Raw genomic sequence first — 18055 nt, forward strand, 5'->3', positions numbered from 1 at the left:
GAGAAAACGTTAAGGGCAAACCCGGCGAAAGCCGGCGACGCAAAGCTACAGGGGCTAAAGCCGTAAGGCTATGCCAGCCAGCTGCCAAAGGATAAAAAACCTCCTCTGGCAGGAGGTTTTTAATTTTAAAAAAGGTGGGGGGCACGGTGGTCAACTGGGAATTAAAGTTAACCAACAATAATCTGGAGGCTTATGTCAAATATTCTTTGCTGGAAGGGGAGAAAGGGGGAGAAGTTCCGGTAACGGAACAGGATTTAAAAGAGTTTTTAAGCCAGAAAGGCATTGTGTACGGGATAATTGAAGAAAACATACCTGAAGTTTTGGCCAATCCCGGCCAGTTTATGCTAATTGCCCGGGGTAAGGAACCATTACCGCCGGTGCCCGATGAAATAATTACCTATTTTACAGCGGAAGAAGAAAAATATACCGTTGATAAGCTTGGCCACCGGATTTATTATTTTAAATCGCTCCCGCAGGTGAACGAAGGTCAGCTTTTAGCCGAAGTAAAAAGGGGAAAACCCGGGGAAGATGGGATTGATGTTTTCGGAAAACCGGTAAAGGCCAAAGGTTATATCCCGGTGAAACTAAAAGCCCAGAAGGGGGCTGAAATTAAGGACGATAAAGTTTATGCCACCGTGAAAGGGTTACCGGTACGAATCGGTCATACCGGATTCGGGGTACAAAATTTGTTAACTTTAGACCGGGACCTCACCTACAAGACTGGAAATTACCAGTTTGTTGGTAGCATAAAAGTTAACGGTAATGTCCTGGAAAACGTTTTACTAAAAGCCGAAGGTTCGGTGGAAGTTTTTGGGAATGTGGATTCGGCCAAAATTTATGCCGGGGAATCGTTTATTGGGAGAAAAAATGTGATTAACTCCGAAATTACCGTAGGGTTAAAACCGATGTTAGCGGCAAAGATCGTCCGGGTTTTAAACGAGTTTCGAGAAAGCTTTCATCCTTTGCTGATTTTAATTCAAGAGTTGTTGCCGCATTTAAATGAAAAACCGGTTACGCTATTTCGGATCTTACAGCAGCTTTATAAAAAGCCGGAGGAACTTAATAAACTTTTGGAGAAAATTAAAAAAACTTTTCAGGGAATTTCCGAAAATAAACCGGAACTGGAGGCTTTTTGGCGGGCTGGATTGGAACGGCTCCTGGAAGTGGAAAGGGTTTTTGCCGCTCTTTTAAGAAGTTTTTCTGAAACTTTTCCTGCCACTGTTTTAAATCAAAAAATAAATCTGTGGTGGCATTTAATAGAAATGGGTGTAAAATATTTTCAGGAGGAGCAGCAAAACGCTCGCGCTAATCCATTTCAACTAACGGTTTATTCCGGTCAAAACAGCAAGTTTAATGTTTTTGGGGATTTTATTTTAAACGGTAAATCCCTCTACCACTGTACTGTGACGGCTACCGGGTCAATCATCGCGGAAGGGGGTACGGTAGTAGTAGGGGGAAGATTGCAGGCGGGAAAGGTAGTTGCTCTGGACGAAGTGGGAACCCCGATGGGCACGACAATGGAAATTGTTGTGGGAAAGGAAAGTACCGTAAAAATTAAAAAAGTAAACCCCGGGGTGGTACTAAAAATCGGTCGTTTTCAGAAAACCTTCAGGGAAACGGAATACGGGGTGCTTTTTGCCGGTGAAAAAGATTTATAAGGGAATGGAGTGATTATTTTGAACCAAGACCTTTACGCAAAAACCATAAAGTGTCCCCTTTGTGGCAATGAATATAAAACTCTTAAAGTAAAGACTTCTGCCTTGCGCCCAGCTGGAATGGACGCAGATTTATGTATGCGCTATTCCGGGTTAAATCCCCTTTATTATAAAGTCAATGTTTGCCCCCAGTGTTTTTATGCTTTTACCGATGAGTTTACCAATATAAAAAAAACGGAACTGGAGCTTTTGAAAAACGAACTGGCCAAAAACCCCCTGCCTTTTAATTTCTGCGGGGAGCGAGATTTTTCTTTGGCGGTAAAATCTTACGGACAGGCTTTGAAGTGTGCTTTACTTAAAAAAGAAAAAGATAGTATTATTGGCCGGCTGTGTCATAATCTTGCCTGCTTATATCGAACCCAGGGAGAACTTGAAAATGAAGAAAAATATTTACACTATGCCCTGAATTATTACGAAAAAGCTTTTACCACCGAAACTAATGCCAAAGATACTTATACATTAGCTTACTTAATTGGGGAGCTTAGCCGCCGCTTGAAAGATTACGAAAAGGCGGCTAAGTGGTTTGGTTATTTATTACAAAATAAAAATATGTTGCCCAAAAAGCTGGTGAATCTGGTACAGGAGCAGTGGCAGGTCTTGCGGGAAGAAAAAAAGATGGGATAGTTCAAAATTAATTTAATACAGAGGTGATGGTATGAAATTAAATTCCTTACGGGTCAAGATTTTAGCCATTCTTCTTTTGATGGTAACTATTCCGTTATTGGTTAATACCGCTTTTAATTATTATGAAGCCCAAAAGGTGTTGTATAACAAATTACAAAATACAGCCAGGGATGCAGCTAAGCTCGGTGATGTAGCCATTGACCATTTTCTTGGGGGAATCCAGCAGACTATCGATACTTTAGCTCAAGAAGATAACGCCATTAACTTTTACGATATACCTGGCTGCGCCCAGTGGTTTGGTAAGACTTTGGATAATACTCGCAAAAATAATCCGGCGATAATGTCGATTTACATAGGTACCGTCCGCGGGGAAATTTATCTCTATCCCAAACAACCATTACCTGCAGGGTATGACCCCAGAAAACGTCCCTGGTATCAGAAAGCGTTGGCTTCACCCGGAAAAGCCGTTTGGACCGAGCCGTATCAAGATGCGTTTACCGGTAAGACCGTAGTTACCGTAGCCCGTCTGGTAGAAAAAAATGGTAAGCCGGTGGGGGTTGTAGCGGCAGATATCCTTTTAGACCATTTTAATGATAGAATTAAAGAGATAAAGGTTGGTAAAACGGGTTATCTTTTTGCTATCGACCAAAAGGGTACGGTTTTAGCCCATAAAGATCCTAAACTCTTAGGCAAATCGTTTGCTAACTATGATTTTGCCCAAAAAATGCTCTCCCGGGATTCTGGGTTTTTTAAATATCATTACAACGGGGTGGATAAATATCTTGCTTTTGTTACCTCGCCCCGTACTGGCTGGAAAATGGCAGCGAACTTTGAGGCGGCAGAAATTGGTGCCGATACTAAAACAATACTTACGGCAAGCATTATTATTTTCCTAATTACCGTAATCTTATTAACCATTCTGGCCCTTTTCGTGGCGCGCTATATCAGTAACCCCATTCAGCATGTGGTGGAGAAACTTAACCTTATCCGCAGCGGGGACCTGACGGTAGCAATTGAAGGAACTGCAAGAAATGATGAACTGGGGGTTTTGGCAAAAAGTTTACAGGATACCGTAGCGGGAGTTGCAGCTCTGGTGCAAAAAATCCGGGAAGTTGCTTCGTCCGTAGCGGCTGCGGCTCAGGAGATTTCCGCCAGCACCCAGCAAATTGCTACCGGCAGCCAAAATCAAACCAGTGAAATCAATGCCATAGCCATGGAAATGGATGCCTTTGCCGAAAAAGCTGCCAAAGCTGCGGCGTATGTTTCGGAAATGCTTAAACTTGCCGAGGAAACCGTTTTTTCGGCAACCCAGGGGGAAAAAGCTTTAAATGAAAACTTCGGCGGGCTTGAAGAAATAAAAGCCAAGGTTTCGGATTTAGAGAAAAGTGCCCAGGCGATTAACGGGATGCTTGAGATGATTAACGAAATAGCCGAGCAAACCAATCTTTTAGCCTTAAATGCTGCTATTGAAGCCGCCAGGGCCGGCGAACACGGCCGGGGTTTTGCGGTGGTCGCCGAAGAAGTCCGTAAACTTGCCGAGCGCTCTGCCCGGGCTACCGAGGAAATCTCGGCTGTGGTTAAAGAAATCTCGGCTGGCATGCAGGTGGCGTTAAAAGCTGTTAACGAAGGTGAACGTTTAGGAAGGGTTGCTTCGGAAAGCTTTAAGGAAATTTTCGGAAAGATTGAAGCGTTAGATGAGCGGATTCGCGAGATCAGTACCATAGCCCAGCAGCAGTCCGAAGGCAGCGAAAAGGTTGCTCGATCCCTGCAAAACATTTCGGCCATTACCGAAGAAGTTTCTGCCACCATTGAGGAAAACAGTGCGGCTACCGAAGAGCTGGCTGCCTCAGCCCAGGAACTGGTGGCCAATGTGGAGAAATTTAAAATATAAAACCCGCCCGAAGGCGGGTTTTATATTTTTTTAGACAAGATGTCCCAAGTTTACTGCCGCAAAACAACTTTGTTGAAATTCTTGAAGCAGCAATTCTCTAAATAAAAACTCCTGCCTCTATAATCGGGCAGGAGTTTAGCTTTCCTGGTGGACGCGAAGGGACTCGAACCCTCGACCTCCTGAGTGCGAACCAGGTGCTCTCCCAGCTGAGCTACGCGCCCGTCTTTTTAGTTGGAACTTATCCGAGCATCTCATATAATAAACCGTAAAGGAAGTTTTGTCAAGAACCTGGGCTTGCCGGATATTGCTAAAAAATAAATTCCAAGGTATAATATTGAAAAAAAAATAAAAGAGTCGGCGAGCCCCTTTAAAAAATCCTTGACTTTTAACTTTTATTTTTGCTAAAATACCTTTAAAGTAAAGGCTATGATAGGGAAAAGTAGGATTTTTGCAGGGCCGAAAGCGAGCCGGGGAGGGTGGAAGCCCGGTGGTCCGGAAAATCTGAAGTTCTCCCTGGAGCTGGCCGCTGAACAAAGAAGTAGGCGGACCCGGAGAGTTCCACCGTTAAAAGGAACGGGGTATCGGAGATTTCCTGTACTCTTAGGGTGGTAAATAAACCTTTGGTTCCCTAAGCCAAAGGTTTTTTTGCGTCTTAGGGAAATTTCCCGTACCTTGAGAGAGGGCAGCAATGCCAAGAAGGGTGGTACCGCGGAAGACGACCCGGTCTTTCGTCCCTTGGGGATGAAGGACCGGGTTTAATTTATTTATGGAGGTGTTGGAATATGGGGTTTTATCGGAACTCAAGAAGGACTGGTGGGAACAACTAACCGGTCAAAAAAGGTTTATGATTTTTGCCGGGCCGTGCGCGGTAGAGAACAGGGAGCAGCTGGAAAAAACGGCTCGAGTCCTAAAAAAATACGGCATTAACGGTTTACGGGGGGGCGCCTACAAACCCCGAACCCGGCCTGAAAGCTTTCAGGGCCTTGGAGAAGAAGGTTTAAAAATATTGGCGGAAATTATGCAAAAGTATGGCTTAATAGTTGTAACGGAAGTTTTGGATGAAGAGTCTCTGGAAAAGGCTTTGCCCGTGGCGGATATCCTCCAGGTGGGCAGCCGTAATATGCAAAACTTTTCTCTTTTGAAGAAACTTGGCAGGGTCAATAAACCGGTTTTGTTAAAACGCGGACTTGCCGCTACCATTGAAGAATGGTTAGGGGCAATGGCTTATATCGAAAAAGGGGGTAACCACCGGATAATTTTATGTGAACGGGGGATAAGAACCTTTGAAAAAATGACCCGTAATACCCTTGACATCAGTGCGGTACCCCTTTTAAAAAGACTCTGCTCCTACCCGGTTGTAGTTGACCCAAGCCATGCGGCGGGGCGGGTTGATTTAATTCCCGCTTTGGCCAAAGTGGCGGTTGCCGCCGGTGCCGATGGATTGTTAATCGAAGTTCACCCCGAACCTCAAAAAGCTTTAAGTGACGGCCAACAGTCCCTGGACCTTCCTGCGTTTATTAAACTTTTGGAAGAGTTAAAACCCTGGCTTTTGGCAGCAGGCAAGACTTTTTAAGGGGGATGGCGATGCGCACCGGTTATTTAGGGCCTCCAGGGACTTTTTCGGAAAAAGCCTTAAACCTTTTAAAAAATAAAGTTACCCAGAAAGTTTGGTATTCATCGTTTAAAGATATTGCTCGGGCATTAATAGATGGTGAGATAGAAGGGGCATTGTTTCCTTTAGAAAATAGCCTTTCCGGGAAAGTTTTGGAAGTAGATGCTATACTCAAAGTCTTAAAGGAAAAGCTTATCCTGATAGAGGAAGTATTTTTACCCATTACCCCCGGACTTTTTTCGTATTCGGCACAATCGTTAGAGGAAATTAACGTAGTATTGTCAAGACCTGAGCTCTGGCAGCAGTGCCTGGAATATTTTAAAGGCAGGGATAATCTAAGGTTTATCCCGGCTTTAAGCAGCAGCCAGGCAGCAGAGAAAGCAAAAAAAATTAAGGGGGCTGCCTTTATTGCTGACCTGGATTACCGGAACGAGGCAAAAGTTCTGGAGCTTTTTTTAAACGGTAACCGCCCATCCATTACCCGTTTTGGTTTATTTAAAATATTGTAACATAGTTTAAGAAAAAGAAGGAATTTTTAGTTTAAGAGAGAAATAAAGTATAACATAATGAAAAAATATACTATTCTAAATGGGGGGATTGGATGGGTAAGATAACGGTTACCGTCATTAAAGCGGATGTAGGAGGGTTCGTTGGGCACTCCAGTGTGCATGAAGAACTTCTGGCCACTGCCCGGGAACAGCTGGCGAAAAGCCCTCTTCTGGTGGATTTTCATGTAACCCACGTTGGTGACGACATCAATTTAATCATGACCCACCGTCAGGGGGTGGATTCGGAGGAAATCCACAAGTTAGCCTGGGATACTTTTGTAGCCTGCACGGAAGTGGCCAAAAAGTTAAAGCTTTACGGAGCAGGACAGGATCTACTGGCGGATGCTTTTTCCGGTAACGTCAAAGGTCTGGGTCCGGGAATTGCGGAAATGGAGTTTTTCGAGCGAACCAGCGAACCGATTATCGTTTTTGCCGCAGACAAAACGGAACCCGGAGCCTGGAACTTGCCGCTGTATAAAATGTTTGCCGACCCGTTTAACACCATTGGGCTTGTCATTGATCCCAAAATGCATGAAGGCTTTAAATTTGAAGTTTTAGACCTCCTGGAAAATAAAAAGATTATCTTCAATACTCCAGAAGATTTATATGACCTTCTCGTATTTATCGGTGCTCCCGGCCGCTATTGTATCAAGAGTGTTTATACCAAAGCCGGGGAAATTGCCGCTACCTCCAGTACCCAGCGTTTAAACCTCATGGCCGGCCGGTACATCGGTAAGGACGACCCGGTGTTAATCGTCCGCTGCCAAAGCGGTTTACCGGCGGTGGGCGAAGCTTTGGAGCCCTTTGCCCGGCCGCACCTGGTTTCCGGCTGGATGCGCGGTTCCCATTCCGGACCGTTAATGCCGGTGTCGGTGGCCGATGCTACCCCGTCCCGCTTTGACGGGCCGCCCCGGGTAATTGCCCTTGGCTTCCAGCTGGCCGATGGAAAACTTATTGGTCCTCAGGATTTCTTTGCCGATAAAGCTTATGACCGGGCGCGGGAGATGGCCTTAATGATTGCCGATTACATGCGAAGCCTCGGTCCCTTTGAACCCCACCGGCTCCATTTAGAGGAAATGGAGTATACCACGTTGCCGCTGGTCTTAGAAAAGCTAAAAGATCGCTTTGTGAAAGCATAAAGAATGCATAAAACCCTTTCCTTGTTGGGAAACTACCCAAAGGAAAGGGTTTAATTTTAGGGACGGTTCTGTGAGTGACCATTTTTGCAGAAGGCATATTGGGAAAAAGGAGGAAAAAATTATGGATTTTCACAATCGCGACAATGCCATTGAAGAAAAAATGGGCAGCGCCACCCACTGGTATTTAAATACCCGCTCACCCTATCTAAAAGAATGGGAAATTGCAGCCGATGGCTTTACCGCCAAAGGTGCCCCCTTTAGTTTTGACCTTGGCTTTAAAGATAAATGTGATGAAGTGGGAGTACCTTGGGAAGCTTTTATCGACCAATTAAAAGCCGGTAAAAGCGATACGGAAATCGCAGAGGAACTTGGCATCACCGAAAAGCTTGCGGCAAATCTTCGCTACCAGTTTGAAAAATACGGTATCACCGGCGTTACCGGTCAGGATTAACTATAAGACTCTTGTACAAATCGTACATTAACCGGGCGGTGTATTCTTTGCTAAAATTTTGGGCGTTTTTACGAGCGTTTTGGGAAAATAGCTTTCGTAAAGCTTCATCCCGGAGTAAAAGGATGACTTTTTCAGCATATTCCCGGGGATTTGGACCGGTAAGAAAGCCGTCTACTCCATCAAATACCATTGATTTAGAACCAAAAGCCCTTACCCCCACAGCCGGAAGCCCGGCGGCTTTGGCTTCAGCAAAAACCAGTCCCTGGGTTTCGGTAACCGAAGGAAAAAGAAAAAGGTCGGCTCCGGCGTAATAAATGGGGACTTTTTCCGGAGGTACCGGACCGATGAATTTAACGGAATTGCCCAGGCCGAGTTCCTCGGCTTTTTTTTGGTAATGGGGTAATTCCGGCCCCCCGCCAACTATCACTAAAACCACATCATTTAGCGTTGAAGCCACAATCCGAAAACTTTCCAGGAGAAAATCAACGTTTTTTTCCGGTGCCACCCTTCCTACAAATAAGCACACTTTTTTCCCTTTTAAACCCAGGGTTGTTTTTAACCAGGAACTGTCAGCTTTGCTGAACGGCTCCAAATCAATCCCGGTGGGAATTACCGCACTCCGGGTCTTTAAGCCTTTCTGGCAAAGATAGTCCCGAATGGTTTCGGTGGGACAGATTACCGCACTGCATTTATTGGCAAACTGCAAAGTGTACCAGGAAGTAACTGCTCTGGCGGTTTTCCGGGCGAAGGGAAAGTAGTGGACATATTCTTCGTACAAAGTATGGTAGGTAAAAACCACCGGGATATTTAATTTTCGTCCGGTCTTTTGGCCCAAACGCCCCAGAAGAAAAGGACTGTGTACGTGGATTAAATCAACTTTTTCCTCCCTCAAAGTTTTCGAAACCTTAAACGAAAAGGGAAGGGCCAAATGAAACTCTTTATTGGTTGGCGCCGGTACAGAGAAAAAACGGTAAAAGCCCTTTTCTTTTTTGAAATTGCCGTAAGCGGGGATGAAAAAAATAAATTCTACTCCGCGTTGAGAAAGTTCTTCCTGAAATAAATCAATGGACCGGACCACACCGCTTACATAAGGATGGTAACTATCGGAAAAGACGGCTACTTTCAATAACAAGCCTCCCCTCCTGGAGTCGGCCTACCGGCACCACATCTAAAAGATTCAGTTTGGCACAGTACTCCACATCCCGGGCAAAACCGAGGTTAATGAGCCTTTGGCCGTGAAAGGAACGGGTTAAAATTTCCTCCGGCGGGTTATTGCGGGCAAGCTCAAAGCTAAGGTAAGCCTGATCGGAAAGCTCAATCTTTTTTTGCTCCGCTAAAAGTGATATGATATAACCGGCTCCAGCAAAATCTTCCAGAGAAAATTGGCTGTCGGTGCCGGAGGGCATAAATACCACATCAAGATTAAGTTTTAAAAGATAATCGGCAACCGCTTTAGCATTAACGATACTTCCGGCAATAAGGGCTCTGGCGGATACGGCTTTTTTAAGGGTTTTGGTACCGTTAGTTGAAGATAAGATTATGGTTTTTCCTTTTAATCCTTGATATTCCAAAGGGGAATTGCCAAGGTCAAAGCCGGGAACCTTAATTCCGCCCCTCTCTCCCCCAAGGAGCGCTCCAGAAATTTTCTTTTTAAGTAAAAATGCTTCCTTAATAGAGGAAACGGGATAAATTTTTTCGGCACCGGCTGCCAGGGCGGTGGCGATAGTGGTGGTAGCTCGCAACACATCTAGGACCACCACGGCTTTATCTTCGGCATTTTTAAGCTTTTCGGGATAAAATAAAACATCAATCTTCATTTAACCTTATGCTCCTTTTCTTTTGCTTATTATATTTTTAGTTTTGTTTAACAACACTTATTATACAACATAATGCGGGAGGTTTTTATGAAAATTTTGCTTTTGGCCGAACGTTTTGGCCATGGCCACTTAAAAGCTGCCTACAATTTACAAAAAGCTTTTGGGGAAGTAGCCCCAAACGTTGAAGTTAAGGTACTGACGACGTTAAATTTAATTGGCCCCAAAATTGAAAAGATAGCTTCGGATCTTTACTTAAAAATTTTAACCCATACCCCGGAAATTTGGGGCTATATTTATGAGCAGGGACACGATAAAGAAAAGGACCGGCTAAGGTGGGTGGTAGCTTTTTTATACAAAAAGAAACTTAAGGAAGTAATCCGGGAGTTTAAACCTGCGGGGATAATCGTCACCCATGCTTTTCCGGCGGTGGCTTTGGATTACCTGGGTTACCGGAATTATGCTACAGTTATTACCGATTATGATTACCATGCCTTCTGGTTAACGCAAAATTCCCGTTTTTACTATGTGGCGGCGGAGGAGATTAAAGAAAAGTTAGTGGAAAAAGGCTACTCTCGGGATAAAATATACGCCTTTGGACCACCGATTGATCCAATCTTTGCCGGTGAAATCGATGCTAACGCGGTTAGGGAGAGATATCAAATCCGGGAAGGGACTAAGATTATTTTAATGATGGGGGGAGGCCTGGGACTTGGGCCCCTGGAGGAGGCGGCAAAGACCCTTACGGATACTAATAAAGAATGGGTGGTAATCGTATTATGCGGGCACAATCAAAAACTGTACCGGGAGTTAAGGGTTTTGGGGAGGCGAAATTTAATTCCGGTACCTTTTACGGCAGAAGTGCCGGAATATCTGGCTGCGGCGGACTTAGTCATCACCAAACCTGGCGGACTTTCCACCGCTGAGGCTTTAGCGTTAGGAAAACCGCTTATTGTCATTAATCCCTTACCGGGGCAGGAACAGCGAAATGCCGAGTTTTTACAAAAAAAAGGTGCTGCCCTGTACCTATCTGATGTTTTGGAACTGAACAAGGTTTTACCTGAGTTATTTTTCAGCCAAAACCTCTTACTCCTGGCGCAAAAGGCGGCAAAGCTCGGAAGAAGGGATGCTTCCATAAATATTTCCAAGCATTTTTTCCAAAATATCGGGGATAATATATCCGGAGGTGATTAAGATGACGGAAGTTGCCTGTCAGGTGGAAGAATGCCGTTTTTGGAGTGATAATGTTTGCACTGCTAAGTCCATTGAGGTTCGTTCTTCCGGAACCCGTAAAGTTAGCACCAGCGATGATACCGCCTGCGAAACCTTTATGAGCAAACAGTAACCTTTAGGGACGGTTCTGAGAGAGTGCTATTCTCGGAACCGTCCTTTTTTATTTTATCTATCCCCTGATTGTTGCAATATTAGCGAAAATATGCGAATATTAATAAAGAGAAAATTTGTAAAGTTGGAGGGTAAAGATGAGGCTGTTGGATGCTTATTTAAAAGTTGCAGAAAATCTAAAAGAGCTTTTAGGGGATGAAGTATTGCTGGCAATTTCCGATAAGGAAAATTTTATCTGGTATAAGCCAGCGGCGGACATTGATTTAAATATTTATCCGGGGATGCCGATACCTCCGGACTCGATAGCGCGCCAGGTTTTAGACTCCAAAAAAAGGATAGAAACGTATGTTACGCAGGAAAAAAGTGCCTTTGGTAAACCATATATATGTAAAGCAATGCCCATTATCGAAGACGGGGAAATTCAGGGGGTCATTGTTCTGGACACCAGCACCGAAAAGCGGGATTTAGTCCAAAGGGCGATTGGGGAATTAGAAAGCAGTATCAAAGAAATTAACAAGGCTGCGGAAGAATTATCCAGCTCTGCCACCAATTTTTCCGGCGAATTTGCAGCCCTTGCCCAAAGGGCTGGGGTGATCAGTAACGATGCTAACGAAATCCGACAGCTGGTGGATTTAATTAATAGCATTGCCGATAAAACCCATATCCTCGGGTTAAATGCAGCCATAGAAGCGGCCCGGGTGGGTAACCAGGGTAAAGGGTTTGCGGTGGTGGCTGAAGAAATTAGAAAGCTTGCCCAGCGATCCAAGTTTGCGGTCAAGGATATTGCCGGAAAAATTGAAAAAATTTTAGGAGAAATCCTCGCCCTGGCTCAATCTATTGAAGAATTTTCCGGGCTGAGCGAAGAGCAGACGGCAATCTCGGAAGAACTGCACTCTACTTTAAACAATTTAGAACAAATGGCAAGGGAGCTTTCAAGATTAGCCGAGAAATTTTAACGCTTTCATCAAGGCATAAGCTTTATCCAAGGTTTCCAAATATTCTGCGGTGGGGTCTGAATCCACCGTAATACCTCCGCCTACGCCAAAGTAGGCTTTTTTGTTTTTTACCAGAATTGTTCTAATAACGATATTTAAATCCATATCGCCGTTGACATCGATATAGCCGATGCAGCCGGTGTAAATTCCCCGCCGAAGACCTTCCAGCTCCTCAATAATTTCCATTGCCCGGATTTTCGGCGCTCCGGTAATAGAGCCTCCCGGAAAAGCGGCAGCTAAAAGGTCGATAGCGTCTTTACCTTCAGCGAGCTCAGCGGTAACGGTGGAAACCAGGTGGTAAACGGTGGCGTACTGTTCGAGGACGTACAGTTCCGGTACCTTTACCGTGCCCACTTTGGCTACTTTGCCCAGATCGTTTCGCTCCAGGTCTACAATCATTGTTAACTCCGCCCGGTCTTTTTGGCTGTTGTAAAGCTCATCCCTATTTGCCAGGTCTTCGGCAATGGTCTTTCCCCGGGGGCGGGTACCTTTAATCGGCCGGGTCTGGACTTTGCCTTGTCGTAGCTCTAAAAACCGCTCCGGCGAAGAACTGAGGACGGAGAACTCCGGGTAATGGAGATAGGCCGCAAAAGGAGCGGGATTAATCTTTCTTAAATACTTATAAAGCTCCCAGGGGTCTCCTGTAAAGTCAGTGCTAAAGCGCTGGGAGAGGTTTACCACAAAGATATCACCGGCTTTGATGTACTCAATAGCCCGCCGAACGATTTCCTCGTAACTTTCCCGGGTGAAATTAGAATAAAACTCTCCCGCCGGAGGATAAAACGGAGGTTTAACTTCTAAATCCCGGGATTTTTCGATGTATCTTAAGAGCTCTTGTAATTTATCTTCCTGGTAGCTTACGGCGTAGTACCGGTCGTTTATATGGTCGACCGCTACGAAGGTATCGTAGTAACCCAGGTAAAAGTCATAAAGGTTTAAATCATCGATGGCGGTGCTGGGTAAAACTTCGAGCGTCCGTCCCAGGTCATAGGAAAAATAACCTACAAGCCCGCCTTTAAAGGGAAACGGCAGGTTTAAAGCAGGTTTTTTAATTTCGGCTAATAAGGATTTTAGAAAAGAAAAGGGATGGGTATATAACTTTTCTTCCCGGTTATCATGAGACTTAATTACAAGATTTCCCCGACTTTTAACGGTAAACTCCGGATTAAAGCCCAGGAACGAGTAACGGCCATAGGTACTGGGGGAAAGGGAAGAATCGAGAAAAAACCACTCTTTTTTGGGAAAAACCTCAGCTAATGCTATAAGATCAAATTTTGGAACTTCAATTAGATGAAAATCTGTCATATTATTCACCGCTTTCCCAAAGATTGGCGGAATTTACGGGATAACCATAATTATTTAGCCTTTTTTCAGGGAATTTGTCAAGCAAAAATCCGGATAACAGAAATAATTTTAAGAGGAATTTACCGGGAAAAGCAGAAATAGATTAAATAACAAAATATGGTAATAACGATAGAAATTTAACTTTTAAAATGGGGGGAAGGAACAGGATGATCTGGATAGTGGTGAATAATTACCTTCATGATTTGGCTACCGGGCTTTTAATAATGGCGGTCTTTACCCTTTACCTCGCCCGCAGGCTCTGGTGTGACTGCATCTTAACCTTTACTCAATACCGGATATTTTTCCGCTATTTAAGCCGGGTTTTTTTTATAGCTGCTATGGTTGTAATCCTGGCAGGGATCCCAAGGGCCCTTTATTTTCGAGATGTTGAACTTATTCCGATGATTAAGAAGGACATGGTCTTACTGTTATGGGTTAAATATGGCTTACTTCTTTTAGCGGTAATCGGTAGTATCGTCATGTGGTATCGGCTAAGTAGGGATTTCTACGTTGCGGTAGAAAATCGGTGGTTGAATATAAAGATGTAGGGTTTTAAAGAGATTTGATTATTTGGAATATTACGTCTTTGACGAAAATTTACGATATCTGTCGAAAACTCCTGCTTTATTTGTAGCAGGAGTTTTTGGTTTTTTTGTCGAATTGATAAAAAAATGATTTATAAACCTGATTTTAGGAAAAGGCTATTTTGTTGTTGTACATTATCCAATTAATAGATTAAATCTAAGTTAATAAAATGGCTTATTTTGAGGTGATATAATGTAGTAGTAATATTTTTATCTATCTATTCGTTCTGTGATTAACTTAGCAAAATTAGATGTTATTGAATATTATAGAATTTTTTTGTTTAATGAAAAGTTAAAATATGCGAAATTTAGGAGATGATTATTTTGTTAAATAAAATTAATTGGAGATTGAAAACAATTATTAATAAATTACTTTTTAGAGAACCGTATTTACCGTGGAATATATTAATAAGTGAAATATTTTCTAAACATACTGGTTTAAAATATGAACTTGATTTTGATGAATATGATGAAAATTTTGTTTTAGTAAAATTTCCTGATGGGTCGCAGTTGTTTTGGCCTAAAAAATTTGGGTTAAAGACATTAGAGATAGTTTTTTTTGAATTGAGTACGGAAAACCCTAATAATTATTTTCAATTTTATCAACCTAAAAAAACTGATATTGTTTTTGATGTAGGAGCGTGTGAAGGACTATTTACTTATAAAATAAAAGATAAGGTTAGTAAAGTATTTTTGTTTGAACCTATTCCAGATTTATCAAATGCGTTAGGATTAACTTTTAAAAATGAAATAGCGAATGGAAAGGTAAAAATATTTAATTTTGGATTAGGTAGTGAAAATTTAAATGATGTTATATTTAATATAAATACCGAAAATATTGGTGGAAGTTCATTTGAAAAACAAGGTATTAATCAAAGTGAAAATTATAAGATATTTACAAGCATTAGGACTTTAGATAGTTTTATAGATGAATATAAAAAAGAAATTAATAAGATTGACCTTATTAAAGTTGATATAGAAGGTTTTGAAATAAATTTTTTAAAAGGAGCAACAAGAGCGATTGAAAAATACAAGCCAAATTTATTAGTTTGTAGTTATCATAATCCTGATGATTATATTAATATAAAAAATTTTTTAAAATATTATGGTTATAATTTCAAACATTCCAAACCAGTATGGTTTTTAGATGGAAAATTACCGGCATGGCGATACGCATTAATTTATGCTTATAAATAATGAAAAAGTAGGAATGAAAAAAATTATTAGGCTCTTTGCTAATTAATGATAGGTAAATGCCTTTAATGTGGTATTATCACATTAGTGGTAATGAGAATGAGAGATATCTATATTTTTCAATTAGCATTAGGGCTAACACCCCCATGGATTGTTACAAAAAGTGAATTAAATTGTGAAAATGCCAATGAAATATTTACATTGGCTTTTATAGTTTTACCTTGCTTTTTAAAGCTCATATTATGACCTTAGCCAAAAAAATAACAGAAAAATTTATTGCACGAATGGTTAATGAACACGATACCAGGCTTTGGCTAATTCTTTTTTCTTATGTTTCTAAAGCATGGCAAAAAGGAGATTATTCGAATGTTACAAAAATTAGGAATAAATTAAACCTCATTTAAACGGGGACACGTTTATGTAACTATGTTTGCTAATTCAGAACCTTCTAAAATATTTTTTAGTTTTTAAGAACTTTGGTAGTTATTACGGTTGTAAAAAAGGTGCTTTTGGAGTACCCACACCAGTCTTAAACCAATTATTGAAGTTGCCAAAAATAAAAAATCACTGGAATGGCGTTTTAAATTGATTTTCCTCGAATTTAAATAATGGAATTCTTAAAGGTTTAAATAGTGTAATTTAAGCAGCTAAAATAAAAGCCCTGGGCTATAGATCTTTGAAAAATTTTGCAACAATGGTTTATTTGGTTGGTGGAAAACTAAACCTTGAATTTTAATTTTGCTTACCCCAAAAAATAGCGGTGAATCAAAAAATTTTACAATACTATAAGAAAAATCAAAAGCTTTATATATGGACGTATTTCTCAATTTAGGCCTGCTCTTATATATGCAGAAAAATAATTCAATGAATCATAAAAATAAGTTGAAAGGGAGTTTAAAATGAAAAAAATAAAAATTGCAATTGATGGGCGTTCATTAAAAAAAATAAGTGATGGAATTAGTAATTATACGTATAATTTTATAAAATATTTACCCGACGATGAAAAAATTGAATGGTTCATATTCTCAAATACTGAAAATATTGTTTTGCCTCCTGAAAAGAGAAAAATAAAAATTGTAACAAGTAAATTTCGAATTCCAAAAGCGTGGTTGCAAATTAACGTACCGTTTTTATTAAGCAAACTAAAAATAGATGTGTTTTGGGAGCCAATACAGATAGCACCGATAATAAAAATAAAAGGGTGTAAGGTAGTATTAACTGTGCATGATTTAACTTACAAATATTTTCCTGAAACAATGACAAATAGTAATTTCTTGAATCATAAACTATTTTTTACTCATTCATTAAAAAGTGCAGATTTAATTCTAACTGTTTCACATTCTACAAAGAATGATATTTTAAAAGAGTTTAAATTTATAGATGAAAAAAAAATAGAAATTATATATCCTGCTGTTGATAATAAAGTGTTTTACATACAAAATGAGAAACTACAGAATAATGTAAAAGGTTTTAATTTGAGTGATGAATATATTTTAACAGTTGGTAGTTTTGAACCAAGAAAGAATTTAATGAGTGTATTAATTGCATATGAAGAGCTATTTCAAAAGGGAGTTAAATTACCAAAATTAATAATGGTTGGTGGAAATTCATGGAAAAGCGAAGAGTTATTTCGAAGAATTGAAAATAGCCCTATTAAGGAGAATATTTTTATTTTAGGTTATGTTTCTAACGATGATTTGCGGAGGCTTTATAATAATGCTATTTGCCTTATATACCCTAGTTTATATGAGGGCTTTGGACTTCCACCTTTAGAGGCGATGACGTGTGGTTGCCCGGTTATTGCTTCAAATAAGGCTTCATTGCCCGAGGTTTGTGGAGATGCGGCTTTGTATATTGATCCTTTTGATATAGAAACAATCAAAGATGCTATTATTAAAATTAGTAAAAATAAAGAATTGCAGTATAATTTAAGAATAAAAGGACTTAAAGAATGCAAAAAATTTTCTTGGGAAGAATCTGCGAAGAAATTATTTGATATTTTTATTAAGTTGGCATATGAAAAATAAAAATGAAATCGGAGGGGTTCAAAACATAAAAAATGCAATTACCAGAACAGCTTAAAATGATGGTAAAATATATGTAAGGCTTTTTGCTATATAGAAATTGGGAAAATCCTTCTAATATATTAAAGGGATGAGCATAATTAGGTAGATTTAAAAGTAAAAAAAGAAAAAGTTGGAAGCTAACTATTGTTGTAGGCGATGAAATGGAATGAGCAGAAAGGTATGTAAAAAAATGGGTATAAAAAAGGATACACTAGCCCTTGAGAAAGTAGGGAAAATTTAAAGAAGATAGGGACTAAAATAAATAGCTAAGCAACAGTTTTGAAGCCAAAAAGAGATTTAGACTTATCAACATGGTTATCGTTGATAGCAGCAATAGCCAGAGTGAGAAGGCAAATATGGCCAATAGTATTTAAGTTAGAAATAGAATTAAAGTTTCTTGTAAAAGCTTTTTCAAGATTTAGGTTTTTCCAGCGTGAATTGTATCTTTCCGATTCAGTTCGTAGAGCATAAATCTTTTTAAAGAAAACAGAATTTCTGTTAATTGAAGAGCGATAGTCGGAATTAACAGTAATGTATTTAGTGCAACCACGGTTTTTCTTTCCGTTAAAGTAATTAGGATGATTGCAAGGGCAAAGATTATCATTTTTAGAGTTTTTAAAGGGGCAGGAAAATTTATATTTGATTTTATCAATAAAATACTGTTTGCCATCTTTATGCATAGCAAGACCAGCATCACAAAGGACATGACCACTTGGTAATTGTTTATGCTTTTT

At 40.7% G+C, this 18055-nt stretch carries 16 protein-coding genes, 1 tRNA gene, 1 pseudogene, 1 riboswitch and 1 other annotated feature; of the genes and pseudogenes, 13 read left to right on the forward strand and 5 right to left on the reverse strand.

Annotated elements, in window-relative coordinates; translation table 11 throughout:
* Window positions 1–4 precede the first annotated feature (4 nt).
* Window positions 5–89: riboswitch (cyclic di-GMP riboswitch) on the forward strand.
* Window positions 90–146: 57 nt separating this feature from the next.
* The 3 genes from CARFE_RS0106085 to CARFE_RS0106095 are packed head-to-tail and all read left to right on the forward strand — an operon-like array spanning window position 147 to window position 4230.
* Window positions 147–1658: a DUF342 domain-containing protein gene (locus CARFE_RS0106085; RefSeq protein ID WP_161625131.1), complete on the forward strand. Its 1512-nt coding sequence runs from the start codon at window positions 147–149 to the stop codon at window positions 1656–1658.
* Between the two features lie 18 nt (window positions 1659–1676).
* The gene (locus CARFE_RS0106090) at window positions 1677–2339 is read left to right on the forward strand and encodes a DUF2225 domain-containing protein (protein WP_028052112.1); all 663 of its coding nucleotides are present in this window, start codon (window positions 1677–1679) and stop codon (window positions 2337–2339) included.
* A gap of 31 nt (window positions 2340–2370) precedes the next feature.
* Complete coding sequence (locus CARFE_RS0106095) at window positions 2371–4230, forward strand: methyl-accepting chemotaxis protein (protein WP_028052113.1); 1860 nt, start codon at window positions 2371–2373, stop codon at window positions 4228–4230.
* A gap of 145 nt (window positions 4231–4375) precedes the next feature.
* Here the strand turns inward: CARFE_RS0106095 and CARFE_RS0106100 are convergent.
* Window positions 4376–4451, reverse strand: a tRNA-Ala gene (locus tag CARFE_RS0106100).
* Between the two features lie 196 nt (window positions 4452–4647).
* Window positions 4648–4969 (forward strand) — a binding site (T-box leader).
* 27 nt (window positions 4970–4996) lie between these two features.
* Here CARFE_RS0106100 and aroF point away from each other — a divergent pair.
* The 4 genes from aroF (at window position 4997) to CARFE_RS0106120 (ending at window position 7980) form a co-directional block, all read left to right on the forward strand.
* On the forward strand, window positions 4997–5803 hold the full coding sequence (gene aroF / locus CARFE_RS14485) for a 3-deoxy-7-phosphoheptulonate synthase (protein WP_051250196.1): 807 nt from the start codon (window positions 4997–4999) through the stop codon (window positions 5801–5803).
* 11 nt (window positions 5804–5814) lie between these two features.
* A complete protein-coding gene (locus CARFE_RS0106110; protein WP_028052114.1) occupies window positions 5815–6351 on the forward strand; it encodes a prephenate dehydratase domain-containing protein in 537 nt (178 codons plus the stop codon).
* A gap of 92 nt (window positions 6352–6443) precedes the next feature.
* Window positions 6444–7529: a fructose-1,6-bisphosphate aldolase/phosphatase gene (gene fbp / locus CARFE_RS0106115; RefSeq protein ID WP_028052115.1), complete on the forward strand. Its 1086-nt coding sequence runs from the start codon at window positions 6444–6446 to the stop codon at window positions 7527–7529.
* 121 nt (window positions 7530–7650) lie between these two features.
* Window positions 7651–7980 carry a DUF1700 domain-containing protein gene (locus tag CARFE_RS0106120; RefSeq protein ID WP_154652730.1) on the forward strand — a complete coding sequence of 110 codons (330 nt, stop codon included), beginning with the start codon at window positions 7651–7653 and terminating at the stop codon, window positions 7978–7980.
* On the opposite strand, the gene CARFE_RS0106125 is transcribed toward CARFE_RS0106120, so the two are convergent.
* Both CARFE_RS0106125 and CARFE_RS0106130 read right to left on the reverse strand, forming a co-directional pair.
* Window positions 7964–9112, reverse strand: a complete 1149-nt coding sequence (locus tag CARFE_RS0106125; protein WP_154652731.1) for a glycosyltransferase family 4 protein — start codon at window positions 9110–9112, stop codon at window positions 7964–7966. The two genes, CARFE_RS0106120 and CARFE_RS0106125, sit on opposite strands and share 17 nt — an antisense overlap.
* Window positions 9081–9797: a 2-phosphosulfolactate phosphatase gene (locus tag CARFE_RS0106130; RefSeq protein ID WP_028052118.1), complete on the reverse strand. Its 717-nt coding sequence runs from the start codon at window positions 9795–9797 to the stop codon at window positions 9081–9083. The genes CARFE_RS0106125 and CARFE_RS0106130 overlap by 32 nt, the downstream gene beginning before the upstream one ends.
* A gap of 87 nt (window positions 9798–9884) precedes the next feature.
* Between CARFE_RS0106130 and CARFE_RS0106135 the strand changes: the two genes are divergently transcribed.
* The 3 genes from CARFE_RS0106135 to CARFE_RS0106145 all read left to right on the forward strand — a co-directional run bounded on the left by CARFE_RS0106135 (window position 9885) and on the right by CARFE_RS0106145 (window position 12094).
* Complete coding sequence (locus tag CARFE_RS0106135) at window positions 9885–10988, forward strand: MGDG synthase family glycosyltransferase (protein WP_028052119.1); 1104 nt, start codon at window positions 9885–9887, stop codon at window positions 10986–10988.
* 1 nt (window position 10989) lies between these two features.
* Complete coding sequence (locus CARFE_RS15910; RefSeq protein ID WP_084138824.1) at window positions 10990–11139, forward strand: DUF1540 domain-containing protein; 150 nt, start codon at window positions 10990–10992, stop codon at window positions 11137–11139.
* A gap of 136 nt (window positions 11140–11275) precedes the next feature.
* Window positions 11276–12094: a methyl-accepting chemotaxis protein gene (locus CARFE_RS0106145; protein WP_028052120.1), complete on the forward strand. Its 819-nt coding sequence runs from the start codon at window positions 11276–11278 to the stop codon at window positions 12092–12094.
* Here the strand turns inward: CARFE_RS0106145 and pabB are convergent.
* Entirely contained in the window at window positions 12077–13438 is a 1362-nt protein-coding gene (pabB, locus tag CARFE_RS0106150; RefSeq protein ID WP_028052121.1) for an aminodeoxychorismate synthase component I, read from the reverse strand. The genes CARFE_RS0106145 and pabB overlap by 18 nt on opposite strands.
* A gap of 206 nt (window positions 13439–13644) precedes the next feature.
* Between pabB and CARFE_RS0106160 the strand changes: the two genes are divergently transcribed.
* The 3 genes from CARFE_RS0106160 to CARFE_RS0106175 all read left to right on the forward strand — a co-directional run bounded on the left by CARFE_RS0106160 (window position 13645) and on the right by CARFE_RS0106175 (window position 17282).
* Window positions 13645–14025 (forward strand): hypothetical protein, encoded by a 381-nt coding sequence (locus tag CARFE_RS0106160; protein ID WP_028052122.1) that lies wholly within the window; start codon window positions 13645–13647, stop codon window positions 14023–14025.
* Between the two features lie 360 nt (window positions 14026–14385).
* Window positions 14386–15258 (forward strand): FkbM family methyltransferase, encoded by an 873-nt coding sequence (locus CARFE_RS15545; RefSeq protein WP_028052123.1) that lies wholly within the window; start codon window positions 14386–14388, stop codon window positions 15256–15258.
* 896 nt (window positions 15259–16154) lie between these two features.
* Window positions 16155–17282, forward strand: a complete 1128-nt coding sequence (locus tag CARFE_RS0106175) for a glycosyltransferase family 4 protein (RefSeq protein WP_028052125.1) — start codon at window positions 16155–16157, stop codon at window positions 17280–17282.
* A 305-nt stretch (window positions 17283–17587) separates the two neighbouring features.
* Here CARFE_RS0106175 and CARFE_RS16290 read toward each other — a convergent pair.
* Window positions 17588–18055: pseudogene (locus CARFE_RS16290) on the reverse strand (transposase); the annotation flags it as partial.

This window comes from Carboxydothermus ferrireducens DSM 11255 (assembly GCF_000427565.1).
Classification (GTDB): domain Bacteria; phylum Bacillota; class Z-2901; order Carboxydothermales; family Carboxydothermaceae; genus Carboxydothermus; species Carboxydothermus hydrogenoformans.